The following is a 24,580-nucleotide window of genomic DNA, read 5'->3' on the forward strand; positions in this document are numbered from 1 at the left end:
CTCACCCGAACAGGCCGTGCAGGAACCAGCGCGGCTCGGACTCGCTCCCCGCTCGCTCCCTGAACACCCAGTAGCACGCACCGGCTTCATCCTGCGCAACGTGATAATCGCGCGCGGCCAGCTGACCATCGAACCACCCTGCCTCGATCCGCTCCGCCGACGACATCATCCTGAGCGGCGTATGAAATACCGGCCGCTCCCCGCGCATCAACAACGGCAGCGGCTCGGCCAGCAGCCACGCGGGACGCGGCGGCACGGCCGGCGGACCAGCGGCCGGCTTGCCGGCCTGCGCATCGAGCGGCAGCCAGCGGTTCGCGGCCTCGGGCCGGTGATCGGCGACGGGCGCCGCGCGCAGTACGTTCTCCGCGCCGAGCCGCGCGACCAGCAGCTCGAACAGCCGCGCACGCGTCTCGCGCGTGCCGCCCGGCTCGGGAAACAGATCGTCGGCCGGCGGCGCGACCGATTCGACGCGCGTGGCCGTCAGACGCACCGCGATCACCGCGGCTGGCAACTCGACGCGCGCGAGCCGCTCGCCGAGCAGCCGCATGAAGTGCGCCTCATCGCGCACGGGTGCGGCGAACGCGAGTTCGAGCGGCGTCGGCGGCACGGCCTGGCGGCCGCGCTCGTGCTCGAGATCGAACGTCATCGCGGCCAGCGACAGTTGCCGCGCGGCCAGCCAGCCGCAGAGCTGCACGACGAGCCGCCGGGCGGCGAACAGCACGGCTTCCGCGTATTCGACACGCTCCGGCAATTCGAGCCGCACGTCGAACACGGGCGGCACCGCCATCCACGCAAGCGGCTCGACCGCATCGCCGTACGCGCGATCGAGCGCGGCCAGCAGCGCGGGGCCGCAGCGGCGCTGCAGCCCCGCGCGCGGCAGGCCGCGCAGATCGGCGAGCGTGCGGCAACCGAGGCCGTCGAACCAGCCCGCATACGGACGCGCATCGGGCAGCAGCACGCAGGGCAGACCGTCGAGCGCGCGAACCAGCGACGCAGGGGCGGCCACCCGGCGCCGGATCCGCGCGCGGGCCGAGACACGCGCGAGCAGCCACGCACCGCGCCCGGTCGGCGCGGCGGACAGGCGCGCCGCATAACCGAGCGCCGCGAGCGTCGCACGCACCTGGCGGCACAGCGACGGCAAGCCGCCGAACAGGCGCAGGCTCGGGCCGACGTCGACGATCAGCGTGGCCTCGTCGTCGAGCGCGACGCACGGCGAGAAGCGCAGCAACGCGAGCGCGACCGCGCGCAGCGCATCGGCCTCGCGCGCGGGATCGCGTTCGACGAGCTGCGTCTCGGGCGCGAGCGTCAGCACGCCGCCGCGCTTCATGCCCGCGCGCACGCCTTGCCGGCGCGCGGCCGCATCGGCGATCAGCACGACACCCTGCTCGAGCACCGCGCAGCCGGCGCCGCCGGCCGCTGCGTCAGACGGCTGCGGGGCGCACACGTCGAGCGGCAGGCGCGGCAGATGGATGCCGAGCAAGACGCGCATAACGACTCTCCACGATGGGCGACGGCAGGTCGAGCACGAGCGGCTCGCTGCGCGCGGGCCCGCGACGCTTGACGATATCGAGCGACACGCCGCCCGGCACGGGATACAGCGCGACGCGCAGCACGGCCGGCGACGGCTGCCGCGCGGCCGACAGCGGGCGCAGCATCACGAACAGCGTGTCGCCCGTGCGCGCGGCCGCGAGATGCAGGCGCCGCAGCGCATCGGGCCGCGCGTCCTGCCAGAGCAGCAGCGCGCCGCAACAGCCGGTCTTGAGCGCCTGCTCGGCGGCCCACAGCGCATCCGTGCGGCTGCCGGCGCGCAGCCACAGCAACGCGTCGGCCGGCACGCCGAGACTGGCGAGCGCGGTCGCATGCGGCGATTGCGGCGGCGCGACGAGCGCGAGCGGACGCCGAGCGCTGACGGTGCGCGCGAGCGCGGGCGCGAGCAGCCGCATCTCGCCGCAGCCCGGTTGCGCGGCCAGCAGTTCGACGAGCCCGCCGAACGGCCAGCCGCCGCCCGGCAGCTCGGCGGACAGCGGCGCGAAGCCGGTATCGATCGTGCGCGGACCGCCCCGCGCGAGCTGCGAGCCACGCCAGAGCGATGGATGAAGGGATTCGGGAGAAATGGAGGATGCGAGCATGACGCCACCCACAACTGTATGGATATACAGTATATGGCAATGCGCTCGCGTCGCACAGCGCCGGTGCGAAACCGGTTCTTGTCAGAGGAAAAACAGGGGGAAAGCCGCCGCGCCCGTCATGTTACGGCGCGCCGGATCGGGCGTGGCCGGATCGTGCCGCCCGAACGCCCGCCACCACCATCCGGCCCGCTGCGACGCACGCGCGCTGAATCGCCCCGCCGAATCGGCACGCAAACCCTCGCGCAAACCGGCACGATGCAGCCCCCCGCACCGCGCCGGCCCGCCTGCCGCCCGTCAGCCGAGCAACAACGCGTCGTCGTCGAGCTGCTCGTGACGCACCCTCTCGAACATCTGCAGCAGGTCCGGCACGTCGAGCCCCTTGCGCGCGTCGCCCGACACGTCGAGCACGACCTGCCCCTGGTGCAGCATCACCGTGCGGTCACCGTAGTCGAGCGCCTGCCGCATGCTGTGCGTGACCATCATCGTCGTCAGCTTGCTCTCGGCGACGATGCGCGCGGTCAGTTCCAGCACGAACGCGGCCGTCTTCGGGTCGAGCGCGGCCGTGTGCTCGTCGAGCAGCAGGATCCGCGACGGCCGCAGCGACGCCATCAGCAGGCTCACGGCCTGCCGCTGGCCGCCCGACAGCAGCCCGATCCGGTCGGTCAGCCGGTTCTCGAGACCGAGGTTCAAGAGCCGCAGCTTGTCGCGGAACAGCTCGCGCGACGGCCGGTCGAGCGCGGCCCGGAAGCCGCGCCGCACGCCGCGCGCCGTCGCGAGCGCCATGTTCTCCTCGATCGTCAGCGCCTCGCAGGTGCCGGCCATCGGATCCTGGAACACGCGCGCGACGAGGTGCGCGCGGTCCCACGCGGGCTGGCGCGTGACGTCCGCGCCATCGATCGAGATGCGCCCCGAATCGACACGCTGGTCGCCGCTGACCGCATTGAGGAAGGTCGACTTGCCGGCACCGTTCGAGCCGATCACCGCGACGAACTGGCCGTCGGGAATCTCGAGCGACAGCCCGCGCAGCGCGCGCGTCTCGATCGGCGTGCCGGGATTGAACGTGAGTTTCAGGTCTTGTGCGGACAGCATGTCATGCCCCTCCGTTCTTGCGCGCGAACAGCTTCTTGCGCGTCGCCGGCAGCACCAGCGCGATCGTGACGAGCGCGGCCGTCACGAGGTTCAGATCCTGCGCCTTCAGGCCGATGAATTCGCTGTTCAGCGCAAGCGCGATGAAGAAGCGGTAGACGATCGCGCCGAGCACGACGGCGAGCGTCGTCAGCACCAGCCGGCGCGCCGGCAGCAGCGTCTCGCCGATGATCACCGCGGCCAGCCCGATCACGATCGTGCCGATCCCCATCGAGATGTCCGCGCCGCCCTGCGTCTGCGCGAACAGCGCGCCGGCGAGCGCGACGAGCGCGTTCGACAGCGCCATCCCGGCGAGCGTCGCGCGGCCGGTCGCGATGCCCTGGGCACGCGCCATCCGCGGGTTCGCGCCGGTCGCGCGCATCGCGAGGCCGAGCTGCGACGAGAAGAACCAGTCGAGGCCGAGCTTCGCGACCACGACGACGATCGCGAGCAGCGCCGGGCGCAGCACGAAGTCGGGCATCCAGTCGGGCTGCAGCACGGTAAACAGCGTCGGCTCGGTGATCAGCGGCACGTTCGGCCGGCCCATGATCCGCAGGTTCACCGAATAGAGCGCGATCATCATCAGGATGCTGGCGAGCAGATCCATGATCTTCAGGCGCACGTTGAGCCAGCCGGTGATGAAGCCGGCCAGCGCGCCCGCGACGATCGCGAACGCCGTCGCGGAGAACGGGTCGTAGCCGGCCGAGATCAGCGTCGCGGCGACGGCGCCGCCGAGCGGAAAACTGCCGTCGACGGTGAGGTCGGGGAAGTTGAGGATGCGAAACGAGATCAGCACCCCGAGGGCGACGAGACTGAAGATCAGGCCGATCTCCAGCGCGCCCAGAAACGAGAACAGAGACATGATGGGGAAATCCTGTTGCTTCCCGGCCGGACGTGTACGGCCGGGTGAAGCGAACGGGCGGCCCCGGGTGGGAGCCGCCCGTCCGGCGGTGTCGTTCAGGCCCGGATCGGGCCCGCAAGCGCGGCGGTCGGGCCGCGGCTTACTTGATGACCGTCTTCGCTTCCTTCACGAGATCCGGCGACAGCGCGACGCCCTGCTTCGCGGCCGCACCCGTGTTCGCGAACAGCTCGAGGTTGCTGCTCGTCTCCGACGCGATCGCGCCCGGCTTCTCGCCCTTCAGGATGCGCGCGACGACCTTGCCCGTCTGGCGGCCGAGGTCGCCGTAGTTGATGCCGAGCGCCGCGATGCCGCCGCGCTTCACGCTGTCGGTGTCGCCGGCGACGAGCGGAATCTTCGCTTCGTTCGCGACCTTCACGAGCGCCTCGTACGCGGACACGACGTTGTTGTCGGTGTTCGTGTAGATCACGTCGACCTTGCCGATCAGGCTCTTCGCGGCCGGGCCGATGTCGACGGTGCGCGGTGCGGCCGCTTCCTTCAGCGTCATCCCCTGCTTCGCGAGGATCTCCTTGAGCGCCTGAACGACGACGACCGAATTCGCCTCGCCCGGGTTGTAGACCATGCCGACCGTCTTCGCATTCGGCACGACACGCTTGATCAGCGCGACCTGGCGATCGAGCGGCAGCTTGTCGGACACGCCCGTCACGTTGGTGCCCGACGGGCCCCAGCCCTTCACCAGCTGCGCGGCGACCGGATCGGTCACGCCCGAATAGACGACCGGCACGCTCTTCGTCGCCGCGACGACCGACTGCGCGGCCGGCGTCGCGATCGCGACGATCACGTCGGGCTTGTCGCCGACGAACTTGCGCGCGATCTGCGCGGCCGTGCCCGTGTTGCCCTGCGCGCTCTGGTATTCCCACTTGAGCTTGTCGTCGCCGAAGCCTTCCGCCTTCAGTTCGGCGCGCACGCCGTCGCGGATCGCGTCGAGTGCCGGATGGTCGACGATCGACAGCACCTTGACGGTCTGTGCGTGCGCGGCGCCTGCCAGTGCGAGTGCGGCCACGCCGGCCGTGATCGAACGGATCGCGAAAGTCTTGAATCGCTTCATGGGTGAGTCTCCCCCGTATTGTGTCGGTTCTGGATGATGGATTCCCGCCGCCGTCAGGCGGGCACCGTCGCGCGTAAATTCGGCGGCGACCGGCCCGCGCACACCCCGGGAAGGCGCGCAGCGGCGAACGCACGAGGATACCATTTCCGCAGACCACCGCCTGACTCCGCGCTTTCGGCCGGCGCGCCGGATTGCGCCGCCCGCCGGGGCCCGCGACCGCGTGCGAAGCCCGGCTGGCGGCGGTTCCGGCCGACATCGGCGCAACGCGTCAGCCGCGTTGGCGGCTTTACGTTATGCTGTCGGCCGACCCAGGCGACATCATCGGAGGGCACATGAAACGGGGAGTCCGTGCAATCGCATTCGCGGCCGTCGCGCTGGCGCTGCCGGGCGCGGCATTCGCGCTGACCGACGGTTACGCGCAATACGACGACTGCATGCTCGGCGCGCTGCGCGAAAGCCGCAACGGTGCGGCGGCGCAACTGATCCAGCGCTCCTGCGACGCGCTGTACCGCAACAACGCGATGCTGCTGCCGCGCGAGCGGCGCTTTCACGAGTGTGTCGTGCAGTCGCTGCCGGGCGTGCGCGACAACTACGCGATCCAGCAGATCATGGCGATCTGTTCGCGGCGCGGCGAGATGTGAGCCGACGTTGAACGCGGCGCACGGCGTGGCCGCCCACCGGCCGCGCCAATGAAAAGGGCCTGCGCGATGCAGGCCCTTTTCGTTCAGCGGTCCGACCGGTGTGCGGCGTTCAGAACGACGCGACCATCGAGCCCTTGAACTGCTTCTTGATGAATTCCCTCACTTCCGGCGACTGGTACGCCTTGACCAGCTTCTTCACCCACGGCTGGTCCTTGTCCTTCGCGCGCACGGCGATCAGGTTCGCGTACGGGCTCGTCAGCGCTTCGAGCGCGATCGCGTCCTTGGTCGGCTGCAGGTTCGCGGCCAGCGCGTAGTTCGTGTTGATCACGGCCGCGTCGACGTCCGACAGCACGCGCGGCAGTTGCGCGGCGTCGAGTTCGGAGATCTTCAGCTTCTTCGGGTTCTCGGCGATGTCGAGCACCGTCGCGTTGTTGCCGCCCGTGCCGGCGCCCGACTTCAGCTTGATCACGCCTTGCGTCTGCAGCAGCAGCAGCGCGCGGTTCTCGTTCGACGGATCGTTCGGCACCGCGAGCTTCGCGCCTTGCGGCAGGTCCTTCAGCGACTTGAACTTCTTCGAGTACACGCCGATCGGCGAGATGTAGGTCAGGCCCGCGCTGACGATCTTGTAGCCGCGCTGCTTCACCTGGCTGTCGAGGTAGGGCTGGTGCTGGAAGCTGTTCGCGTCGAGGTCGCCCGAGTCGAGCGCCGCGTTCGGCTGCACGTAGTCGTTGAACTCGATGACCTTCACGTTCAGGCCTTCCTTCTCCTTCGCGACCTTCTGCACGAGCTGCCACACTTCCGAATCCGGGCCGGCGACCGTACCGACCTTGATCACCTTGTCCTCGGCGTGCGCGCCCGCCGACAGCGTCAGCGCTGCACCGGTAGCCAGCACGGAAAATACCTTCAGGAGACTGCGACGCTTCATCTGTTTCTCGCTTTCTTGCTTACTGGAAATAGGGCGCGATACGGGTAAGCCCCGACTCGCAGGAAGGCGCAAATGGTGTCACAGGATCGGCGGGAAGTGAAATACATCCCGCTCATATGGGTATGCACCGCAGCGGTGCTGGCGGTGAACGCGCGACTCGGCCGTTAGTTGCGTTTGAGTCTATCGCGCATCGGCCTCGGCCGTACGCGTCACGCCACCGCCGCCTCGTCGGCCGCCTTCGTGCCGAACGCGGGTTCGACCGTCCGCTCGCCGGCCCGGCGCGGCGACACGCCGCCGGCGCCGCCGACCCGGAACGCGCCGATCGCGTCGCGCAGCCGCGCGGCCTGTTCCTGCAGCGACGCGGCCGCCGCGGTGGCTTCCTCGACGAGCGCCGCGTTCTGCTGCGTCACCTGGTCCATCTGCGTGACCGCGCGCCCGACCTGCGTGATGCCGCTCGCCTGCTCCTCGGACGCGGCCGCGATCTCGCCCATGATGTCGGTCACGCGCGCGACCGCCTGCAGGATCTCGCCCATCGTCGTGCCGGCCTGGCCGACCAGCGTCGAACCGTTGCGCACGCGCTCGACCGAGGCGACGATCAGCTCGCGGATCTCCTTCGCGGCCGTCGCGCTGCGCTGCGCGAGCGAGCGCACCTCGCCCGCGACCACCGCGAAGCCGCGGCCCTGCTCGCCCGCGCGCGCGGCCTCGACCGCCGCGTTCAGCGCAAGGATATTGGTCTGGAACGCGATGCCCTCGATCACGCCGATGATGTCGGCGATCTTGCGCGAGCTGTCGTCGATCTCGCCCATCGTGCCGATCACGCGGTTCACGACGTCGCTCCCCGTGCGCGCGATGTCCGATGCGTTGTTCGCGAGCCCGCTCGCCTGCCGCGCGTTGTCGGCGTTCTGCTTCACCGTCGCGGTCAGTTGCTCCATGCTCGCGGCCGTTTCTTCCAGCGACGCGGCCTGCTCCTCGGTGCGCTGCGACAGGTCGTCGTTGCCGGCCGAAATCTCGCGGCTCGCCGACGCGATCGATTCGGCCGACTGGCGAATCCCGCCGATCGTCGCCTGCAGCCGCGCCTGCATGTCGCGCATCGCGGCCATCATGCTCGTGCGGTCGCCCTCGCGCACGGGCACCGGCTGCGTCAGGTCGCCCAGCGCGATGCGCGTCGCGAGCGCGGCCGCTTCGTCGGGCTCGCCGCCGAGGCTGGCGCGCACGTTGCGGATGATCACCAGCATCGCCGCGCTGATCACGAAGCCGATCACGAACACGACCGCGAGGTGGCCGAGCAGCGTGCGGTAGTAGAGGGTGTCGATGTCCTTCAGGAACACGCCGCTCGAGATGCTCCAGTCCCACGGCGCGAAACGCGTGACGTAGCTGATCTTCGGCACGGCGGTCTCGCTGTGCGGCAGCCGCCCGCGATATTCGGCGAAGCCGCTGCCGGTCGCCTTCGCGGCGTTCAGGATCGTGGCGAACAGCGGCTTGCCGTCCGGGTCGAGATAGTCGCCGACCTGCGTGCCGACCAGCTTCGGCAGCGTCGGATGCATCAGCACGACCGGCTTCGAGTCCATCACGAACACGTAGCCCGAATCGCCGTAGCGCATCGCGGCAAGGCTCGCGAGCGCGTCGCGCTTCGCGTCGGCCTCGGGCAGCGTGCCGCTTTGTGCGAGCGCGTGATACGACTTCACGATGCCGGCCGCCGAGTCGACGAGATTCGCGATACCGGCCTTGCGTTCGGCGAGCATCGTCGCACGCGTCTCGTAGGCGCTCCAGGCGCCGACGCCCAGGAGACCGATCCATACCAGCGCAAGCGCGAGCCACAGCTTGCGGTTCAAACTCATTCTGCTCATCTGCGTGCCTTTGTCGATGTCGATGCGCGCGAACGGCCTGCCGCGCGCAAACGGTTGCCCTTGCATTTACGGCAACGAGGCTTACAACTTGAATACACGCCGGTGCCGCGAACCGGCGGCCGACACGCAGCCGCCGCCCCGCAACGCACCCACCGACGCGACAGCCCGCATCCGCTGTGCTACAAAGACCGGTTGGCCGGCGCGCGAAGCGTCGGCGCCATTCCGGGGCCATCCATGTACGTCATCGACATCCACTACACGGCATCGCTCGAGCGCATCGACGACGCGCTCGAACGCCACCGTGCGTATTTGCAGCCGCTGCTCGACAAGGGCATCTTCATCGCGGCGGGGCCGAAGGTGCCGCGCGAAGGCGGCGTGATCCTCGCGGCCCGCATCGATCGCGACGAACTGGACGCGATCCTGAAGACCGACCCGTTCGTCACCGAGGGGCTCGCGACGTATCGCGTGACGGAATTCCGGATCACGCGCGCCGCATCCGGCTTCAACGTGCCGGCGCTGCCGTAACGCGGTACCTGCGCGGCACGCACGCGCGTGCCGACGCGCCGCCCGGCGGGCAGCGCATGCAAACGACAAGGGGAAGAGTGAATACGTGACGGCGCAACACGGCCGTCACGCGAAACGCCGGGCCGGGCGCCCGACGCCTGCCTGTCAGCCGACCAGCAGCTTCAGGTCGTGGACCCACGGGCCAGGGCCCTGGCCGTCGCGCACGAACAGGCGCAGCTTGCCGTCGCGATCGAACACATAGCTCGCGGCGGTGTGATCCATCGTGTAGCTGCCGGGCGTCTTGCCGGGCACCTTCGCGTAGTACACGCGGAAATCCTTCGTGACCTTCTTCAGCGCCGCTTCGTCGGCCGGCCGCAGGCCGACGAACGACGGATCGAACGCGGGCACGTACTGGCCGAGCAGCGCCGGCGTGTCGCGCTCCGGATCGATGGTGACGAACAGCACCTGCACGCGCTTCGCGGCATCGGGCCCGAGTTGCTTCAGCGCCTCGGACAGCTCGGCCATCGTGGTCGGGCACACGTCCGGGCAGTGCGTATAGCCGAAGAACATCACGACCGCACGGCCCTTGAAGTCGGCGAGCGTGCGTACCTTGCCGGCGGTATCGGGCAGCGAGAAGTCGTTGCCGAACTGCGTATTGCCGGTGAGGTCGAGATTCTGGAATTTCGGCGCGTTGTCGCATCCGGCGAGCAGCAGCGCTGCCGCGAATGCACACGTGAGCATCCAGCCTTGGCGCGCGCGGCGCCCGAACCGTGAATGGAGCATTGCGTTCAAACCGTGCGGTTACACGCCGAGCAGCGGGCGTGCATAGTGATCGACGAGCAGCGCGGCGAACAGCAGCGACAGATAGACGATCGAGTAGCGGAAGGCCTTGCGGGCGAGTTCGTCCGAATAGTCGCGGTAGATCTTCCACGCATACGCGAGGAACACCGCGCCGAGCAGCACTGCGCTCGTCAGGTAGACAGCCCCGCTCATCCCGGAGATGAACGGCATCAGCGTGACGGCGAACAGGATCACCGTGTACAGCAGGATGTGCAGCCGCGTGAACTTCTCGCCGTGCGTGACGGGCAGCATCGGCAGCCCCGCGCTCTCGTAATCCTTGCGGCGATAGAGCGCGAGCACCCAGAAATGCGGCGGCGTCCACACGAAGATGATCAGCACGAGGATCCACGCGTCGCCGGGCACCGCGCCGGTGACCGCGGCCCACCCGAGCGCCGGCGGCATCGCACCCGACGCGCCGCCGATCACGATGTTCTGCGGCGTCATCGGCTTGAGCAGCAGCGTGTAGATCACCGCGTAGCCGACGAACGTCGCGATCGTCAGCCACATCGTCAGCGGATTCGTGAACGTATAGAGCGTCCATGCGCCGACGCTGCCGAGCACGGCCGAGAACACCAGGATCTGCGGCGTCGTAATCTCGCCGCGCGCGGACGGGCGCCATGCGGTACGGCGCATCATCGCGTCGATCTTCTGTTCGACGAGACAGTTGATCGCGAACGCGGCGCCGGCCAGCAGCCAGATGCCGATCGTGCCGCCGATCAGCACATGCCATGGCACCATGCCCGGCGTCGCGAGGAACATGCCGATCACCGCGCAGAACACCGCGAGCTGCGTGACACGCGGCTTCGTCAGCGCCATGTACTGGGAAAAGCGGCTACCGGGCGATTGGGAGAGGGTGCTTTGCATGGGGGCGGTCACGCCGGGGCGGCGTCGCGCGCAGGCTGCGCGACACGGCCGGGGCGGCTTGAAAGGATGCGAAAGTTTAACATGACGACGAGCAGCAGCAGGATCGCGGCACCGCCGTTGTGCGCGACGGCGACCGGCAGCGGCCACTGCAGCACGATGTTGGTCAGGCCCGTCACGAACTGCAGCAGGACGACCAGCAGCACGCCGTTCGCGGGCCGCCGCAGCGATTCGAAGCGGCGCATTTTCAACGCGAACGCGACCAGGTACGCGACCACGACGAACGCGAACGTGCGGTGCGTCCAGTGGATCGCGACCAGCGCATCCTGTGTGATCGCGTCGCCGTCTTTCGTCATCCCGAGCGCGCGCCACAGGTGGAAGCCGTGCTGGAAGTCCATCGGCGGGATCCACTGGCCGTTGCAGGTCGGGAAATCGGTGCACGCGAGCACTGCGTAGTTGGTGCTCACCCAGCCGCCGAGCGCGATCTGCACGACCAGCAGCACGAGCGCCGCGAGCGCGGCCGCGCGATAGCGCCCGGCCTCCGGGTCATGAGACGGCAGCGGCGTCTGCCGCGCCGCGAGCCAGCCGAGCGTACCGAGCAGCGTGAGGCCGAGCAGCAGGTGGATCGTGACGATCACGGGCTGCAGCTTCATCGTGACCGTCCACGCGCCGAAGGCGCCCTGCACGAGAATCAGCAGCAGCAGGCTCGTCGGCCACCACGGCGACACGTGCAGCGGGCGGCGGCGCAGCCGCGCGGCCCACGCGATCACGACCTGCGCGATGATCAGCACGCCGATCGCCATCGCGAAATAACGGTGGATCATCTCGATCCACGCCTTCGTCATGCTGACGGGGCCCGTCGGCATCGCCTGGTGCGCGGCCGTGATCGCGGCGTGCGCGATGAACGGCGACGACGTGCCGTAGCAGCCGGGCCAGTCCGGGCAGCCGAGCCCCGAATCGGTCAGCCGCGTGAAGCCGCCGAACATCACCAGGTCGAGGGTCAGGAACGTGGTGATCCACACGAGCTTGCGGAACTTGCCGTCGTCGGCCTTCACCCACACATACGACAGCGGCAGCAGCGCGATGCAGAAGCCGATCAGGCCGAGTTGCAGTAGATACGACATCGGAATGGTGCCTCGTTGTATTGCCTTAGCCGATGCTCGACCACTTCAGCAGCTTCGTGACGTCCGACTTGATCTTGCTGGGATTCGGGTCTTTCGGGAAGCGCATCATCAGGTTGCCGTTCGGGTCGACCATGTAGATATGGTCGCTGTCCTTCGTGCCGGCGTCGGCCGGCAGCCACGCGGCCACCGCGGCCGGATCGGCGACGAGCCGGCGCGTGTCCGGATAGGCTTCCAGCACCTTCTGCGGCATCGCGCCCGCATCGCTGCGCAGCCACACCATCGTGAGCCGGTGCCGTTCGCCCGCCTGCGTGACGCGGATCTGGCGCATGAAATAGAGCTTCTGCGCGCACGCGTCGTCGCACGCGCTGCGGTCGGTCATCACGAACAGCCACACGCCGCGCAGCGACGACAGCGGCACCGTCTTGCCGGTTTCGTCGGTGACCTGCAGATCGGCCGGGATCGGGCGCTGCGGCTCGATCAGCGTGCCGTAGTTCGTCGAACCGCCCTTCGGCTTGATCACGTAATAGGTGAAGTACGACGCGAGCATCGGCGCCGCGCACACGAGACCCAGCAGCACGAGCATCCAGCGGCCGCGCTTGCGGGCCGCGGGCGAGATCGGCGCAGCGGCCGGACCCTGACGGGAAGATTGCATGGACAAATCAGACCTCTCGAAACGAACCCGCGGCGCTTGTGCCGCGTCCTGGCATGGCGCTCACGCGCCGGCCGACTTCTTCGCCGCACGCCGCGCGGCGTACAGGCCGAAGCCGAGCGCGGCCGCCGCCATGGCCCACCACTGAAACATGTAACCGTAATTGCGCTCGACGCCGGTCGTCGCCGCCGGCCAGTCGCGCACGAGCTTGTCGCCGTCGCCGCTCGTCTGCTGGATCACGAACGGCTGCAGCGGTAGCCCCGTTTCCTTCGCATACGCGGCGACGTCCAGGTTCTGCCGGATCTTCTGGTGCGCCGCCGACCCGCCTTCGCCGAGCTCGAACGCACGCGACGCGTCGGCGCGCGCGATGCCCACGATCTCGACGTCGCCCGCGGGCGTCGCGAACGACTCGATCGCCGTGCGATCTGCGATGTTGCGCGGCAGCCAGCCGCGGTTGACGAGCACGACGCCGCCGCCCGTGAGTTTAAACGGCATCACGACGTAAAAACCCGGCTGGTCGTTATACGGCCGATTGTCGAGGAACACGGCTTGCTCGGGCAGAAAGCGGCCCTTCGCACGCACGCGATGAAACTCGATCGACGCGAGCGGAATCGGCTGCGCGCCGACATCGACGGGCGTCGCATGCTCGTAGCGCACGATGCTCGCCTGCAGCGCTTCCTTCTGGTGCGCGCGGTCGCGCTGCCAGAAACCGAGACGGATCGTGACCGCGACGACGACGAGAATCAGCAGCGCAGGCAACCAGCGAATCTTCATCGTGCGGCCCGCCGGGCACATTCGCGAAAGCGAAGTGCGATAATTATCCCCTTCCTTTCGAATTGCCGTCGTCCGGTTCGTGTCATGCACATACTCGTTCCCATCGCCTTCGTCCTCATCATTGCCAGCATGGGCTCGGCGCTCTACTTCATGATGCACGACCGCGGCCACACGAAACGCATGGTCTGGTCGCTCGCCACCCGCGTCGGGCTGTCGGTCTCGCTGTTCCTGTTCATCCTGCTCGCGAACTGGATGGGCTGGATCCATTCGACCGGCCTGCCGATCGGCCGTTGACGCATTTATCGCCGCGGCCCGCTGCAACCGCTGTGACATTTCGCCGCACGGCCGCAGCACCAAGCAAAAGCGCCGCCTGACTGAGTCGCGGCGGCGCCAGGGTGGTGTCGACGCGCAGCCAGCCGCTGCGGGGCCAACACCAATGAAAACGGCCCGCGCATTGCTGCGCGGGCCGTTTTCCATTTACAGCCAGTAGACGACGACGTACAGGCCGAGCCAGACGACGTCGACGAAGTGCCAGTACCACGCGGCGCCTTCGAATGCGAAGTGATGTTCGGGCGTGAAGTGGCCGCGGATCATCCGCACCAGCACCACCGCGAGCATCGTGCCGCCGAGGAACACGTGGAAGCCGTGGAAGCCGGTCAGCAGGAAGAACGTCGAACCGTACACGCCCGAATTCAGCGTCAGGTTCAGTTCGTTGTACGCGTGGTAGTACTCGAAACCCTGCAGGAACAGGAAGCAGATACCGAACGCGAGCGTTGCGACCATCCATGCGATCGCCTTGTTGCGATGATCGTCGCGCAGTGCGTGGTGCGAGATCGTCAGCGTCACGCCCGACGACAGCAGGAATGCCGTGTTGAGCGTCGGGATCGGCCACGGGCCCATCGTCTTGAAGTGACCGGCGAGCGCGGCGGGGCCTTCGTTCGGCCACACGGCGGAGAAGTCCGGCCAGATCAGCTTGTAGTCGAGGCTGCCGAGCTGGTGCAGCGCGATTTCACGCGCATAGAACAGCGCGCCGAAGAACGCGCCGAAGAACATGACTTCGGAGAAGATGAACCAGCTCATGCTCCAGCGGTACGACTTGTCGACGTTCTTGCCGTATTGACCGCCTTCCGATTCGGCGATCGCGTCGCCGAACCAGTGATACAGCGTGAAGAGCAACCACAGCAGGCCGAGCAGCGCCGTAAACGGCGCCCAGTCGTGACCGTTGATCCACAGCGCCGTCGATCCGAGCATGACCAGCAGCCCGATGGCCGCACTGATCGGATGGTGCGACGGATGCGGCACGAAATAGTACGGGGTCTGGTTTTGACCGCTCATGCTTGATTCTCCACTTCAGTCCAATTTATGTACCGGAAACCGCTCCGGCTTTATTTCTTGCGCGGCGCGACCGCCACCGCTCTTTCCCGCACGCAGCGCCGTGGCGCTGCGCACTGCATTCTTTCGTGGCCGCGGGCGTCAGCCCACGACGGCACGCACGATCAGGATCAGCACGCCGATGAACACGCCGGCCGCGATCAACGCGACGATCAGCACGTGCAGCGGATTGAGCTGCGTCGCGTCGGCCTCCAGGTCGCGCCGCTTGCGCACCCCGAAGAACGACCACAGCACCGCTTTCACCGCCTGGCCGAACGACCCGCCCCGCTTGACCTCCGTCATCGCCCCGCCTCCGTCGTCATGCATCCGGCTTCGCCGCGCCCTGCGCCGCGGTACTGCGCGTCGCCGGCGCCGGCGCAGCCGGCGTATTGAGCTCGAAGAACGTGTACGACAGCGTGATCGTTTTGACGTCCTTCGGCAGTTTCGGATCGATCACGAACACCACCTGCATCTTGCGCGACTCGTTCGCGGCCAATGTTTGCTGCGTGAAGCAAAAGCACTCGATCTTCTTGAAGAACTCCGTCGCCTGCTTCGGCGCGTAGCTCGGAATCGCCTGTGCAACGACCGGCCGGCCCTGCCCGTTCGTCACGTCGTACACGATCGTCGTCAGTTCGCCCGGATGTACGTCGAGGCTGTTGTGCTCCGGCTTGAAACCGAGCGGACCGCGCGCGTTCGCATCGAACTCGACCGACACCGTGCGGCTGGTGTCGACCTGCGAGTTCTTCACCTCGCGCTCGCTGACGTCGCGCTGCACCAGGTTGTTGATGCCGGTGATCTGGCAGATCGCGCGATACATCGGGATCAGCGCGAAGCCGAAACCGAACATCAGCCCGGCCACGACGAAGAGCTTCACCAGCATCGAACGATTGAATGCGCGATCGACGGCGCCCTCTTCCGGCTTCGACATACGTCAACTTCCTCGCAACTGCGTCAGTTACAGCATCAGTGAGTGGACAGCCACCACTGCTTGATCACGACACCCACAAAAAAAACGGCGGCGATGACGAGCAGGATGAGGCCGAGCCGCTTGTTGCCCGCGCGAATCTGCTCGGGCGATCGTCTTTCTTGTGGATTCCGGTTCATCTGAAACTTCGGTTCGGCGCCCGCCGCGCCTGCCTGCGCGGCAGGCAGCGGCGGAGCGCACAGTGAAACTTACTCGACGTGCGGCGGTTGCTCGAACGTGTGGAAGGGAGCCGGGCTCGGCACCGTCCACTCGAGACCCGTCGCGCCATCCCACGGCTTGTCCGACGCCTTTTCCAGCTCGCCGCCGCCACGGTAGGCCGGCAGCGCGACCGCGAACAGGAAGTACACCTGCGCGAGGCCGAAGCCGAATGCGCCGATCGTCGCAACCTGGTTGAAGTCCGTGAACTGCGCCGGGTAGTCCGCATAACGACGCGGCATGCCCGCGAGACCGACGAAGTGCATCGGGAAGAACGTCAGGTTGAAGAAGATCATCGACGACCAGAAGTGGATCTTGCCGCGCGTCTCGTTGTACATCCAGCCCGTCCACTTCGGTGCCCAGTAGTACCAGCCCGAGAACAGCGCGAACAACGAGCCTGCCACCAGCACGTAGTGGAAGTGCGCCACCACGAAGTAGGTACCGTGATACTGGATGTCGAGCGGCGCCATCGCGAGCATCAGGCCCGTCAGGCCGCCGAACGTGAACACGAACAGGAAGCCGATCGCGAACAGCATCGGGGTTTCGAGCGTCATCGAACCGCGCCACATCGTCGCGAGCCAGTTGAACACCTTCACGCCCGTCGGCACCGCGATCAGCATCGTCGCGTACATGAAGAACAGCTGACCGGTGACCGGCATGCCCGTGGCGAACATGTGGTGCGCCCAGACCATGAACGACAGGATCGCGATCGAAGCCGTCGCATACACCATCGAGCTATAGCCGAACAGCGTCTTGCGTGCGAACGCCGGGATCACCTGCGACACGATCCCGAACGCCGGCAGAATCATGATGTACACCTCGGGGTGGCCGAAGAACCAGAAGATGTGCTGGTACATCACCGGGTCGCCGCCGCCTGCCGCGTTGAAGAACGACGTGCCGAAGTGGCGGTCGAACAGCACCATCGTGATCGCGCCTGCCAGAACCGGCATCACGGCGATCAGCAGGTACGCCGTGATCAGCCACGTCCATGCGAACATCGGCATCTTCATCAGCGTCATGCCCGGTGCGCGCATGTTCAGGATCGTCACGACGATGTTGATCCCGCCCATGATCGACGACGCGCCCATGATGTGCACCGCGAAGATCGCGAAGTCCATGCCCGGGCCCATCTGCGTCGACAGCGGCGCGTACAGCGTCCAGCCGGCGGCCGTCGCGCCGCCCGGCGCGAAGAACGAGCCGACCAGCAGCACTGCCGCGACCGGCAACAGCCAGAAGCTGAAGTTGTTCATCCGCGCGAATGCCATGTCGGACGCGCCGATCTGCAGCGGAATCATCCAGTTCGCGAAGCCGACGAACGCCGGCATGATCGCGCCGAACACCATGATCAGGCCGTGCATCGTCGTGAGTTCGTTGAAGAACTCCGGACGCATGATCTGCAGGCCCGGCTCGAACAGTTCGGCACGGATGCCGAGCGCCATCACGCCGCCCGACAGGAACATGATGAAAGAGAACAGCAGGTACAGCGTACCGATGTCCTTGTGGTTGGTGGCGAACAGCCAGCGCCGCCAGCCGTGCGGCATTTCGTGCGCGTGGTCGTCGTGCGCGTGGTCCGCGGCTACGTCGTGCCCGATGCTAGACATGAGAATCTCCTAATGCGAATACGTCGACTAACTCAGCGACACGTCAAGCCGCCGGCCCGATCTCGACACGCCGGGCTTCCTTCGCGTCTGCCCCGCCCGAGATCGTTTCCGGCTTTTTGAGAATAATGTGGTCTTCCGCCACGCCTGCTGCCTTCAGCGCGTCGCGCACGGCTTGTGCGCGATGCTTCGCCAGTTCGGCGTTCGCGTCGGCCGAGCCCGTCTTGTCGGTGAAGCCCGACAGCGCGAGCTTCGCGTCCGGATGTGCCTTCGCATAGTCGGCCGCGGCGGCGATCGCCGCTTTCGCGTCGGCCGGCAGCACGCTCTTGCCCGTCTCGAAGTAGATCGTCGACAGTGCGGCCGATGCCGACGCTGCCGCCGGCTGCTCGGCTGCGCCCGACGCGGCTTGCGCCGGTGCCGAAGCCGCTTCGGCCGGCGCCGCTGCGCCTGCCGTGTCTTCCGGCATCTTGCCGTTGCGCGCGGCAGCCACTTGCTTCGGCTGCAGCAGGTCGTTCTTGTGGTTGCCCCACGAATTGCGCTCGTACGTGATGACCGATGCGATGTCGAGGTCCGACAGCGACGCCCACGACGGCATTGCACCCTTGCCGTTCAGTACGCGCTCGACGTGGCCGGCGATCGGGCCGTTCACGATCGGACTGCCGTCCATCGCCGGGAATGCGCCGAGGCCCTTGCCGCTCACCTGGTGGCAGGCCGCGCAGTTCGCCTTGTAGACTTCCTCGCCGTGCGCGACGAGTTCGGCCATCGTGTAGACCTTGTTCGGATCGACCGCCGCGCCGGCCATCTTGGCCTTCTGCGCGGTGACCCACTTCGCGTAGTCGTCGTCCGACAGGACTTCGACCACGACCGGCATGTACGCGTGCTCCTTGCCGCACAGCTCGGTACAGAAACCGCGGAAGGTACCGACCTTGTCGGCCTTGAACCACGTGTCGCGCACGAAGCCGGGAATCGCATCCTGCTTCACGCCGAACGCGGGCACGTACCACGAGTGGACGACGTCGTTCGCGGTCGTGATGATGCGGATCTTCTTGTTGACCGGCACGACGAGCGGGTTGTCGACTTCCTGAAGATAGGTGTCGGTGATCGGCTTCTTGCCCATCACTTCGTCGCGCGGGGTGCTCAGCGTCGACAGGAAGCCGATGCCCTCGCCCGGGCCCTTCACGTAGTCGTAGCCCCACTTCCACTGGTAGCCGGTGACCTTGATCGTGAGATCGGCGTTCGTCGTGTCCTTCATCGCGACGACGGCCTTCGTCGCCGGCAGCGCCATCAGCACGACGATGACGAACGGCACGATCGTCCAGATGATCTCGACGGTCGTGCTTTCATGGAAATTGGCGGCCTTGTGGCCTTTGGATTTGCGGTGCGCGAAGATCGAATAGAACATCACGCCGAACACGCCGACGAAGATCACCGTACACAGGATCAGCATCATCGTGTGGAGATCGTAGAGCTCCTCGGCGATCTTCGTGACAGGCGGCTGAAAGTTGATCTCGTTGACACGGGGGCCGCCCGGGCTATCACCGACCGCCAGGGCGGCACCGGCAAAGAGCAAACCGCTGCATGCCAGCACGCCCGCGAGGGCTCGCTTGATTGTTTTCATAGCATCCTTACCCAAAATTTCCATTCAAACCCTCCCCCGTCGCAAGCCGCCGGCCTGTTCCCGGCCGGTGCCCGCGCCTCGTCAGCCGCAGCGCCTGAGCGACACGCGCAGTTCGTCGGCGAACTGCGCACGCTTGTGCTGCGCGAGATGCTGCCCGATTACGACGGTCTGCCCGCGCGATACCAGTCGAATCGGATCGCGTGGCGTCGCACCCGGCTCGACCCGCACCCAGCGCGGGTTGAATTCGATCTGCGTGAGCCGCTCCGCATCCATCCGCTCGATCACGAGCCGGTGCGGAAACAGCCTGATGCGTTCGTAATCGACCGCATGGCGAGCATAGATCGCAAATGCGACACCCACCGCCAGCAACTCGATTCCGGTGAAGGGCATGACGAGCCAAGCCCCCCGCCACATCAGCACCGTCGCGATCACCAGCGAGAAGCCTGCGAGCGACGCGTAAAACAGCACGAACTGGCGTGGCGACGCCGAACAGTTGCGTTTCATGAGCCAGTCTTCGAGGACCGGTTCGCCGTTCGTCGTCTCCGCCAAAACCCTCGCTGCTTCCATCGCCGCCTCACGCGAATGGCATGCGATGCATGCCTGCATCGGACTCGCCGCCCCGTATTGCGGGGACCCCGGGACGACAAGCTGACGCATTATAGGCGGGTTCAATGGCATCCACAAGCAAGCGCCTATCGCCCCGCAAGCCAAGCGCGACAAGCTTTCCGGCCATTTTTGGCGCCAATTCGACCCCGCTTCGCGCCGCTAATTTCAGACATAACAAAACCCCTCTTTACCGCTTTACCGATTCTTCGGACGCCCCTTTCCGATGTCCTCGATACGCACGATCCCGTGCCCTTCGGCGGTCGTGCGCGGCACGGCCTTCCACGCGTGGCCGTAGATCACCTCGAAGGTCAGGCCAATCGTGCCGTCCGCGCGCCGGCGCGCTTCCAGCGCATCGCCAAGCGCCGCACGAAAGCGCCGCGTCGCGTGCTGCGGCGCTGCCCGCTCGAACGGATAGGCGCCCCAGCGGCGCACGTCGGCCAGCAGGGAGTCGGGGGATTTGTAGGTGACGGTCAGCACTTCCTGGTCCATCACGGGAATCTCGAAGCCGCTCTCGACGAGCATGTCGCCGAGGTCGTGCATGTCGACGAAATCGATCACGCGCGCGGCGGGCGGCGCGATGCCGAGCGCCGCTTCGGCGTCCGCGCAAGCCGCGCGCAGCTCGCGCAGCGTGTCGGGGCCGAGCGTGCTGAACATCAGCAGCCCGTTCACGCGCAGCACACGCTGCCATTCGGGCAGCACCGCGTCGGGACGCGAATGCCAGTGGAGCGCGAGATTCGACCAGATCAGGTCGAACGCGCCGCCCGGGAACGGCAGCGCGGCGAAGTCGGCCTGCGCGACGCGCGGGCCGCGCTGGCCCAGCGCCCGGCCGAGCGAAGCCGGCAGCCAGCGGCGCCAGCTCGTCTGCTCGACCTCGCGCTGACCGGCCCGCGCGAGCATCGCGCCGGACAGGTCGACGCCGAATACGGGCGCCTCCGGAAAGCGCGCGCGCAGCGCCGGCAGATCGTCGCCCGGGCCGCAGCCCGCATCGAGCACGGCCGCGGGGCTCACCTTGATGTATTCGAGGCGCTCGTTCATCCGCTGCGCGATCTCGCGCGGCAGGAACGCGACCGCGTCGAACGTGGCGGCACGGCGATCGAAGATCCGCCGCAGGCGCCTGGCGTCATTGGCCGGACGGCTGGTTGAAGTCGAAGCTGGGGACATGTCGGGCACACTGGCGAAGAGCCCGAAGTATACTCGCTCGCCCCGCAGGCTTCATCGAGGCGGGGCTGCCAGGAGTGTTCGCGATGATCCGCAGTTCCGCTCCGCGCACGATGCGCGTCGTTTTGTCGCAGGTCCGCGCGCTGGCCGCGCGCGTCGCCGCAGTCGCGCTGCCGAATCGCTGCGCACTGTGCGGCAATTTGTCACACGCCGTGATTTGCGTTGCCTGCGACGCAGCGTACTGGAATGAAGCACGGCTGCGCTGCGACGTCTGCGCGCTGCCGCTGGGCATCGGCCAACTGCGTTCGCGCCCGCTCCGTGGCAGGCACACCGGCGCCGGCCGCGCGGCCGCGTACCGCTGCGACGCGTGCCGCACCGCGCCACCGCCGTTCGATGCGACGCTCGCGCTCGCGGATTACCGCGCGCCGCTCGACGGGCTCGCGCGTGGCCTGAAGTTTCATGCGCGGCTCGCGCTCGGCACCGAATTCGCGGCCCGGCTCGCCCGGCTGGTCGACGATACGCAAGGCACCGGCAGCTTCGACCTGGTCGCGCCGGTGCCGCTGTCGCATAGGCGGCTCGTCGCGCGCGGCTACAACCAGGCATGGGCGATCGCGCGGCCGCTCGCGCGCCGGCTCGGCGTGCATGCGGATGCAGCGCTGCTCGCGCGGGTCGCCGACACCGCGCCGCAGTCGCGGCTCGCCCTGCGCGCGCGGCGCGACAACATGATGGCGGCGTTCGCAGTGGCAGGCGACGTCGCGGGCCGCCACGTTGCGCTCGTCGACGACGTGATGACGTCCGGCGCGACGCTCGCGGCCGCCGCGCACGCACTGAAGGCGGCGGGCGCCTCGCGCGTGACGAATCTGGTTGCGCTGCGCACCGCCAGGGATTAATTAGATAGGGAGGCCGGCCGCCTGCACGCGGCCGTAGCCATCACGAACCGGCCGGCCGGGAAGGAGCGCGCGCTGCTCCGCCCTGGCCGGCCCAGCCAAACCGAAACATGTTCAACGTCGTCCTCGTCGCTCCCGAAATTCCGCCGAACACCGGCAACGTGATCCGCCTGTGCGCCAACACCGGCGCGCACCTGCACCTGATCGAGCCGCTCGGCTTCCCGCTCGACGACGCGAGGATGCGCCGTGCCGGCCTCGACTATCACGAATATGCGCAGATGCGCGTGCACCGCGACTGGGACGCGTTCGTCGCGGCCGAATCGCCCGATCCCGCGCGGATGTTCGCGTTCACGACGCGCGGCTCGGGTCGCTTCCACGATCATGCATTCCTGCCGGGCGACTGGTTCGTGTTCGGCTCGGAGACGCGTGGCCTGCCCGCCGCGCTGCTCGAACGCTTCCCGAACGAACAGCGCGTGCGCCTGCCGATGCGGCCGGACAACCGCAGCCTGAATCTGTCGAACACGGTCGCGGTGGTCGTGTTCGAGGCGTGGCGCCAGGCCGGCTTCGAAGGCGGCGCATGACGCGTGCACAGCGCGGGTTGCGTCAGGCCCGCGCGAGCCGTGCGCAATACAGGTCGTAGATGTCGGAGGAAAAGCACGCGAACACCACGCGCGCAAGGTTCGGCGCCTGCGGCAGCATTTCGGCGACGGTGCCGACTGCGATTTCGACGGCCTCGCCCGCCGGATAGCGGTAGATGCCGCAACTGATCGCCGGGAACGCGATCGACGTCGCGGCAACCTCCTCGGCCAGTTCGATCGCGCGTCGGTAGCACGATGCGAGCAGGTCGGGCTCGCCGCGATCGCCGCCATGCCACACGGGGCCGACCGCATGGATCACGTAGCGCGCCGGCAGCTCGTGGCCGCGCGTAAGCTTCGCGTCGCCCGTGTCGCAGCCGCCGAGCGTACGGCACTCCGCGAGCAGGCCGGGGCCGGCTGCGCGATGGATCGCGCCGTCGACACCGCCCCCGCCGAGCAGCGAACCGTTCGCGGCGTTAACGATCACGTCGACCTCGAGCGTCGTGATGTCGACGACCTGCGCGTCGAGCGTGGTGGAATGGATCCGCAGCATGACAACCTCCCGGAGCGCCGGAGACTGTTCAAGCGTAGTGCGCTTTGGCGCCGCGCGCCGGGCGTCGCCCGTCCGCGCTACTCGGCGCGCGCGTCGCGCCGCAGCAGGCCGCTGACGGCGTCGCGCGGCGCGATGCCGTCGAACAGCACGCCGCACACGGCTTCGGTGATCGGCATTTCGATCGATTGCGCGCGTGCGATCGCCAGCACGGCCTGCGCGCAGCGCACGCCTTCGGCCACGTGGCCGAGCGCACCGAGGATGTCGTTCAGCGTGCGTCCGGCCGCCAGTTGCAGGCCGACCGTGCGGTTGCGCGACAGGTCGCCCGTCGCGGTGAGGATCAGGTCGCCGAGGCCCGTGAGGCCAGTGAAGGTTTCCGCGCGGCCGCCGAGCGCGACGCCGAGCCGCGACATTTCGGCGAGGCCGCGCGTGATCAGCGCGGCGCGCGCGTTCAGCCCGAGGCCGAGGCCGTCGGAAATGCCGGTCGCGATCGCCAGCACGTTCTTCACCGCGCCGCCGACCTCGACGCCGACCACGTCGTCGCCCGTATAGATCCGCATCGCACCGTGATGGAACGCGGCGAGCGTGCGCTCGCGGCAATCGGCGGACGCGCTCGCCACCGTCAGCGCGACGGGCAGCGACTGCCCGACCTCGCGTGCAAAGCTCGGCCCCGACAGCACGCCGTTGCTGCGCTGTTCGGGCAGCTCGGCCGCGATCACCTGATGCGGCAGCAGATGCGTGTCGGCCTCGAAGCCCTTGCAAACCCAGACGATGTGCGCAGGCACGCAGCCTGCGTCGCGCATCGCGTGGCACAGCGTGCGCAGGCCGGCCACGGGCGCGGCGATCACGCACAACGCGTCGTCCGCGGCGCCATGCGCGAGCGCGACGCCGAGATCGGCGTCGTAGCGCAATGCGTCAGGCAGCGCGATGCCGTCCAGATAACGGGAATTTTCGTGCCGGGCCTGCAGCCCGGCGATGAGCGCGGCGTCGCGCGCCCATAGAAGCGTATCGTGCCGCGCGGCCAGATGGCCCGCGAGCGCGGTGCCCCAGGCACCGGCGCCGAGAACGGCTACTTTCATACCCAGCACCGGTCCGAGTGAAACGTCAGTTCAGCGTCGTGCCGTTCGGCGCGCCTTCGGCGCCGGCGTGCTGCTGCTGAAGCTGCGCGAGACGCTGCTCGTACAGCGCCTGGAAGTTGATTTCCGCCAGGTGGATCGGCGGGAAGCCCGCACGCGTGATCGCGTCGGCGATGTTCGAGCGCAGGTACGGGAACAGGATCGTCGGGCAAGCGATGCCGACGAGCGGATCGAGCTGTTCGTCCGGAATGTTGCGAATGTCGAAAATGCCGGCCTGCTTCGCTTCGATCAGGAACGCGACCTTGTCCTTCACCTTCGCGGTGACGGTACCCGACACGACGACTTCGAACACGCTTTCCGCGAGGCGGTCGGCCTTGACGTCGACTTCGACTTCAACCGACGGCATGTCCTGCTCGAGGAAGATCGCCGGCGAATTCGGCTGTTCGAGCGACATATCCTTCAGGTAGACGCGCTGGATGTTGAAGAACGGTTGGTTTTCGACGTCGGACATGGTGTTTCCCTAAAAGTGGTGACGGAGCGGCCCGGCTTCTCGCCGGCCGCCACGGATGAATCCT

At 67.7% G+C, this 24,580-nt stretch carries 28 protein-coding genes; 5 read left to right on the forward strand and 23 right to left on the reverse strand.

Features of this window, described 5'->3' with window-relative positions; all coding sequences use genetic code 11:
* Position 1: 1 nt before the first annotated feature.
* The 5 genes from R9B84_RS14760 to R9B84_RS14780 form a co-directional block, all read right to left on the reverse strand.
* Positions 2-1,489 (reverse strand): Y-family DNA polymerase, encoded by a 1,488-nt coding sequence (locus R9B84_RS14760; protein WP_423758491.1) that lies wholly within the window; start codon positions 1,487-1,489, stop codon positions 2-4.
* On the reverse strand, positions 1,422-2,129 hold the full coding sequence (imuA, locus tag R9B84_RS14765; protein ID WP_423758492.1) for a translesion DNA synthesis-associated protein ImuA: 708 nt from the start codon (positions 2,127-2,129) through the stop codon (positions 1,422-1,424). Before imuA ends, R9B84_RS14760 begins: the two co-directional genes overlap by 68 nt.
* Positions 2,130-2,423: 294 nt before the next feature.
* The gene (locus R9B84_RS14770; protein WP_096471832.1) at positions 2,424-3,218 is read right to left on the reverse strand and encodes an ABC transporter ATP-binding protein; all 795 of its coding nucleotides are present in this window, start codon (positions 3,216-3,218) and stop codon (positions 2,424-2,426) included.
* A gap of 1 nt (position 3,219) precedes the next feature.
* Complete coding sequence (locus R9B84_RS14775; protein WP_423758493.1) at positions 3,220-4,116, reverse strand: ABC transporter permease; 897 nt, start codon at positions 4,114-4,116, stop codon at positions 3,220-3,222.
* A gap of 139 nt (positions 4,117-4,255) precedes the next feature.
* Complete coding sequence (locus R9B84_RS14780) at positions 4,256-5,221, reverse strand: ABC transporter substrate-binding protein (RefSeq protein ID WP_423758494.1); 966 nt, start codon at positions 5,219-5,221, stop codon at positions 4,256-4,258.
* Positions 5,222-5,553: 332 nt separating this feature from the next.
* On the opposite strand from R9B84_RS14780, the gene R9B84_RS14785 reads away from it, so the two are divergent.
* Positions 5,554-5,862 carry a VF_A0006 family four-cysteine protein gene (locus tag R9B84_RS14785; protein WP_175919435.1) on the forward strand — a complete coding sequence of 103 codons (309 nt, stop codon included), beginning with the start codon at positions 5,554-5,556 and terminating at the stop codon, positions 5,860-5,862.
* 109 nt (positions 5,863-5,971) lie between these two features.
* Here R9B84_RS14785 and R9B84_RS14790 read toward each other — a convergent pair whose 3' ends face one another.
* Positions 5,972-6,787 (reverse strand): MetQ/NlpA family ABC transporter substrate-binding protein, encoded by an 816-nt coding sequence (locus R9B84_RS14790; RefSeq protein ID WP_423758495.1) that lies wholly within the window; start codon positions 6,785-6,787, stop codon positions 5,972-5,974.
* Between the two features lie 209 nt (positions 6,788-6,996).
* Positions 6,997-8,634: a methyl-accepting chemotaxis protein gene (locus tag R9B84_RS14795; RefSeq protein ID WP_423758496.1), complete on the reverse strand. Its 1,638-nt coding sequence runs from the start codon at positions 8,632-8,634 to the stop codon at positions 6,997-6,999.
* A 234-nt stretch (positions 8,635-8,868) separates the two neighbouring features.
* Between R9B84_RS14795 and R9B84_RS14800 the strand changes: the two genes are divergently transcribed.
* Positions 8,869-9,159, forward strand: a complete 291-nt coding sequence (locus R9B84_RS14800) for a YciI family protein (protein ID WP_047899084.1) — start codon at positions 8,869-8,871, stop codon at positions 9,157-9,159.
* A gap of 144 nt (positions 9,160-9,303) precedes the next feature.
* Here R9B84_RS14800 and R9B84_RS14805 read toward each other — a convergent pair whose 3' ends face one another.
* From R9B84_RS14805 to R9B84_RS14825, 5 genes are read right to left on the reverse strand one after another with little or no spacing between them, the layout of a single operon-like run.
* Positions 9,304-9,921, reverse strand: a complete 618-nt coding sequence (locus R9B84_RS14805) for an SCO family protein (RefSeq protein ID WP_423758497.1) — start codon at positions 9,919-9,921, stop codon at positions 9,304-9,306.
* A gap of 18 nt (positions 9,922-9,939) precedes the next feature.
* A complete protein-coding gene (gene cyoE, locus R9B84_RS14810) occupies positions 9,940-10,842 on the reverse strand; it encodes a heme o synthase (RefSeq protein ID WP_423758498.1) in 903 nt (300 codons plus the stop codon).
* A gap of 8 nt (positions 10,843-10,850) precedes the next feature.
* Positions 10,851-11,963, reverse strand: coding sequence for a COX15/CtaA family protein (locus R9B84_RS14815; protein ID WP_423758499.1), 1,113 nt, complete (start codon positions 11,961-11,963; stop codon positions 10,851-10,853).
* 25 nt (positions 11,964-11,988) lie between these two features.
* Positions 11,989-12,615: an SCO family protein gene (locus tag R9B84_RS14820; RefSeq protein ID WP_423758500.1), complete on the reverse strand. Its 627-nt coding sequence runs from the start codon at positions 12,613-12,615 to the stop codon at positions 11,989-11,991.
* A gap of 60 nt (positions 12,616-12,675) precedes the next feature.
* A complete protein-coding gene (locus R9B84_RS14825; protein WP_423758501.1) occupies positions 12,676-13,386 on the reverse strand; it encodes an SURF1 family protein in 711 nt (236 codons plus the stop codon).
* A gap of 84 nt (positions 13,387-13,470) precedes the next feature.
* Between R9B84_RS14825 and R9B84_RS14830 the strand changes: the two genes are divergently transcribed.
* Complete coding sequence (locus R9B84_RS14830; protein ID WP_034179103.1) at positions 13,471-13,680, forward strand: twin transmembrane helix small protein; 210 nt, start codon at positions 13,471-13,473, stop codon at positions 13,678-13,680.
* 183 nt (positions 13,681-13,863) lie between these two features.
* Here R9B84_RS14830 and R9B84_RS14835 read toward each other — a convergent pair whose 3' ends face one another.
* From R9B84_RS14835 to R9B84_RS14870, 8 genes are all read right to left on the reverse strand, one after another.
* The gene (locus tag R9B84_RS14835) at positions 13,864-14,721 is read right to left on the reverse strand and encodes a cytochrome c oxidase subunit 3 (protein WP_423758502.1); all 858 of its coding nucleotides are present in this window, start codon (positions 14,719-14,721) and stop codon (positions 13,864-13,866) included.
* 138 nt (positions 14,722-14,859) lie between these two features.
* Positions 14,860-15,060: a DUF2970 domain-containing protein gene (locus R9B84_RS14840; RefSeq protein ID WP_096471841.1), complete on the reverse strand. Its 201-nt coding sequence runs from the start codon at positions 15,058-15,060 to the stop codon at positions 14,860-14,862.
* A gap of 16 nt (positions 15,061-15,076) precedes the next feature.
* Positions 15,077-15,685 carry a cytochrome c oxidase assembly protein gene (locus R9B84_RS14845; protein WP_423758503.1) on the reverse strand — a complete coding sequence of 203 codons (609 nt, stop codon included), beginning with the start codon at positions 15,683-15,685 and terminating at the stop codon, positions 15,077-15,079.
* Positions 15,686-15,720: 35 nt separating this feature from the next.
* The gene (locus tag R9B84_RS14850) at positions 15,721-15,861 is read right to left on the reverse strand and encodes a cytochrome oxidase small assembly protein (RefSeq protein WP_047899092.1); all 141 of its coding nucleotides are present in this window, start codon (positions 15,859-15,861) and stop codon (positions 15,721-15,723) included.
* A 69-nt stretch (positions 15,862-15,930) separates the two neighbouring features.
* The gene (ctaD, locus tag R9B84_RS14855; protein WP_423758504.1) at positions 15,931-17,538 is read right to left on the reverse strand and encodes a cytochrome c oxidase subunit I; all 1,608 of its coding nucleotides are present in this window, start codon (positions 17,536-17,538) and stop codon (positions 15,931-15,933) included.
* A gap of 43 nt (positions 17,539-17,581) precedes the next feature.
* Positions 17,582-19,177 (reverse strand): cytochrome c oxidase subunit II, encoded by a 1,596-nt coding sequence (gene coxB / locus R9B84_RS14860; RefSeq protein WP_423758505.1) that lies wholly within the window; start codon positions 19,175-19,177, stop codon positions 17,582-17,584.
* Positions 19,178-19,234: 57 nt separating this feature from the next.
* Positions 19,235-19,759: a DUF2244 domain-containing protein gene (locus R9B84_RS14865; RefSeq protein WP_423758506.1), complete on the reverse strand. Its 525-nt coding sequence runs from the start codon at positions 19,757-19,759 to the stop codon at positions 19,235-19,237.
* Positions 19,760-19,954: 195 nt separating this feature from the next.
* Entirely contained in the window at positions 19,955-20,920 is a 966-nt protein-coding gene (locus tag R9B84_RS14870) for a methyltransferase domain-containing protein (protein ID WP_423758507.1), read from the reverse strand.
* Between the two features lie 83 nt (positions 20,921-21,003).
* Between R9B84_RS14870 and R9B84_RS14875 the strand changes: the two genes are divergently transcribed.
* The gene (locus tag R9B84_RS14875) at positions 21,004-21,807 is read left to right on the forward strand and encodes a ComF family protein (RefSeq protein WP_423758508.1); all 804 of its coding nucleotides are present in this window, start codon (positions 21,004-21,006) and stop codon (positions 21,805-21,807) included.
* A 107-nt stretch (positions 21,808-21,914) separates the two neighbouring features.
* Positions 21,915-22,385, forward strand: coding sequence for a tRNA (uridine(34)/cytosine(34)/5-carboxymethylaminomethyluridine(34)-2'-O)-methyltransferase TrmL (trmL, locus tag R9B84_RS14880; protein WP_034179112.1), 471 nt, complete (start codon positions 21,915-21,917; stop codon positions 22,383-22,385).
* Positions 22,386-22,407: 22 nt separating this feature from the next.
* Here trmL and R9B84_RS14885 read toward each other — a convergent pair whose 3' ends face one another.
* The 3 genes from R9B84_RS14885 to secB form a co-directional block, all read right to left on the reverse strand.
* Positions 22,408-22,932 carry an O-acetyl-ADP-ribose deacetylase gene (locus R9B84_RS14885; protein WP_423758509.1) on the reverse strand — a complete coding sequence of 175 codons (525 nt, stop codon included), beginning with the start codon at positions 22,930-22,932 and terminating at the stop codon, positions 22,408-22,410.
* A 77-nt stretch (positions 22,933-23,009) separates the two neighbouring features.
* Entirely contained in the window at positions 23,010-24,008 is a 999-nt protein-coding gene (locus tag R9B84_RS14890) for an NAD(P)H-dependent glycerol-3-phosphate dehydrogenase (RefSeq protein WP_423758510.1), read from the reverse strand.
* Positions 24,009-24,033: 25 nt separating this feature from the next.
* Positions 24,034-24,516: a protein-export chaperone SecB gene (gene secB, locus R9B84_RS14895; protein ID WP_047899099.1), complete on the reverse strand. Its 483-nt coding sequence runs from the start codon at positions 24,514-24,516 to the stop codon at positions 24,034-24,036.
* Positions 24,517-24,580 lie beyond the last annotated feature (64 nt).

The sequence above is a fragment of the Burkholderia sp. NLJ2 genome (assembly GCF_049487195.1).
GTDB classification, from domain to species: Bacteria; Pseudomonadota; Gammaproteobacteria; order Burkholderiales; family Burkholderiaceae; genus Burkholderia; species Burkholderia pyrrocinia.

Coding starts and splice junctions, on each gene's coding strand:
- coxB (WP_423758505.1), bottom strand. CDS start 19,177: ATGGAAATTTTGGGTAAGGATGCTATGAAAACAATCAAGCGAGCCCTC.
- R9B84_RS14775 (WP_423758493.1), bottom strand. CDS start 4,116: ATGTCTCTGTTCTCGTTTCTGGGCGCGCTGGAGATCGGCCTGATCTTC.
- R9B84_RS14835 (WP_423758502.1), bottom strand. CDS start 14,721: ATGAGCGGTCAAAACCAGACCCCGTACTATTTCGTGCCGCATCCGTCG.
- R9B84_RS14795 (WP_423758496.1), bottom strand. CDS start 8,634: ATGAGCAGAATGAGTTTGAACCGCAAGCTGTGGCTCGCGCTTGCGCTG.
- R9B84_RS14805 (WP_423758497.1), bottom strand. CDS start 9,921: ATGCTCCATTCACGGTTCGGGCGCCGCGCGCGCCAAGGCTGGATGCTC.
- R9B84_RS14875 (WP_423758508.1), top strand. CDS start 21,004: ATGATCCGCAGTTCCGCTCCGCGCACGATGCGCGTCGTTTTGTCGCAG.
- R9B84_RS14825 (WP_423758501.1), bottom strand. CDS start 13,386: ATGAAGATTCGCTGGTTGCCTGCGCTGCTGATTCTCGTCGTCGTCGCG.
- R9B84_RS14850 (WP_047899092.1), bottom strand. CDS start 15,861: ATGAACCGGAATCCACAAGAAAGACGATCGCCCGAGCAGATTCGCGCG.
- imuA (WP_423758492.1), bottom strand. CDS start 2,129: ATGCTCGCATCCTCCATTTCTCCCGAATCCCTTCATCCATCGCTCTGG.
- trmL (WP_034179112.1), top strand. CDS start 21,915: ATGTTCAACGTCGTCCTCGTCGCTCCCGAAATTCCGCCGAACACCGGC.
- R9B84_RS14800 (WP_047899084.1), top strand. CDS start 8,869: ATGTACGTCATCGACATCCACTACACGGCATCGCTCGAGCGCATCGAC.
- R9B84_RS14760 (WP_423758491.1), bottom strand. CDS start 1,489: ATGCGCGTCTTGCTCGGCATCCATCTGCCGCGCCTGCCGCTCGACGTG.
- R9B84_RS14815 (WP_423758499.1), bottom strand. CDS start 11,963: ATGTCGTATCTACTGCAACTCGGCCTGATCGGCTTCTGCATCGCGCTG.
- ctaD (WP_423758504.1), bottom strand. CDS start 17,538: ATGTCTAGCATCGGGCACGACGTAGCCGCGGACCACGCGCACGACGAC.
- R9B84_RS14770 (WP_096471832.1), bottom strand. CDS start 3,218: ATGCTGTCCGCACAAGACCTGAAACTCACGTTCAATCCCGGCACGCCG.
- R9B84_RS14790 (WP_423758495.1), bottom strand. CDS start 6,787: ATGAAGCGTCGCAGTCTCCTGAAGGTATTTTCCGTGCTGGCTACCGGT.
- secB (WP_047899099.1), bottom strand. CDS start 24,516: ATGTCCGACGTCGAAAACCAACCGTTCTTCAACATCCAGCGCGTCTAC.
- R9B84_RS14820 (WP_423758500.1), bottom strand. CDS start 12,615: ATGCAATCTTCCCGTCAGGGTCCGGCCGCTGCGCCGATCTCGCCCGCG.
- R9B84_RS14870 (WP_423758507.1), bottom strand. CDS start 20,920: ATGTCCCCAGCTTCGACTTCAACCAGCCGTCCGGCCAATGACGCCAGG.
- R9B84_RS14785 (WP_175919435.1), top strand. CDS start 5,554: ATGAAACGGGGAGTCCGTGCAATCGCATTCGCGGCCGTCGCGCTGGCG.
- R9B84_RS14830 (WP_034179103.1), top strand. CDS start 13,471: ATGCACATACTCGTTCCCATCGCCTTCGTCCTCATCATTGCCAGCATG.
- R9B84_RS14885 (WP_423758509.1), bottom strand. CDS start 22,932: ATGCTGCGGATCCATTCCACCACGCTCGACGCGCAGGTCGTCGACATC.
- cyoE (WP_423758498.1), bottom strand. CDS start 10,842: ATGCAAAGCACCCTCTCCCAATCGCCCGGTAGCCGCTTTTCCCAGTAC.
- R9B84_RS14845 (WP_423758503.1), bottom strand. CDS start 15,685: ATGTCGAAGCCGGAAGAGGGCGCCGTCGATCGCGCATTCAATCGTTCG.
- R9B84_RS14780 (WP_423758494.1), bottom strand. CDS start 5,221: ATGAAGCGATTCAAGACTTTCGCGATCCGTTCGATCACGGCCGGCGTG.
- R9B84_RS14865 (WP_423758506.1), bottom strand. CDS start 19,759: ATGCAGGCATGCATCGCATGCCATTCGCGTGAGGCGGCGATGGAAGCA.
- R9B84_RS14840 (WP_096471841.1), bottom strand. CDS start 15,060: ATGACGGAGGTCAAGCGGGGCGGGTCGTTCGGCCAGGCGGTGAAAGCG.
- R9B84_RS14890 (WP_423758510.1), bottom strand. CDS start 24,008: ATGAAAGTAGCCGTTCTCGGCGCCGGTGCCTGGGGCACCGCGCTCGCG.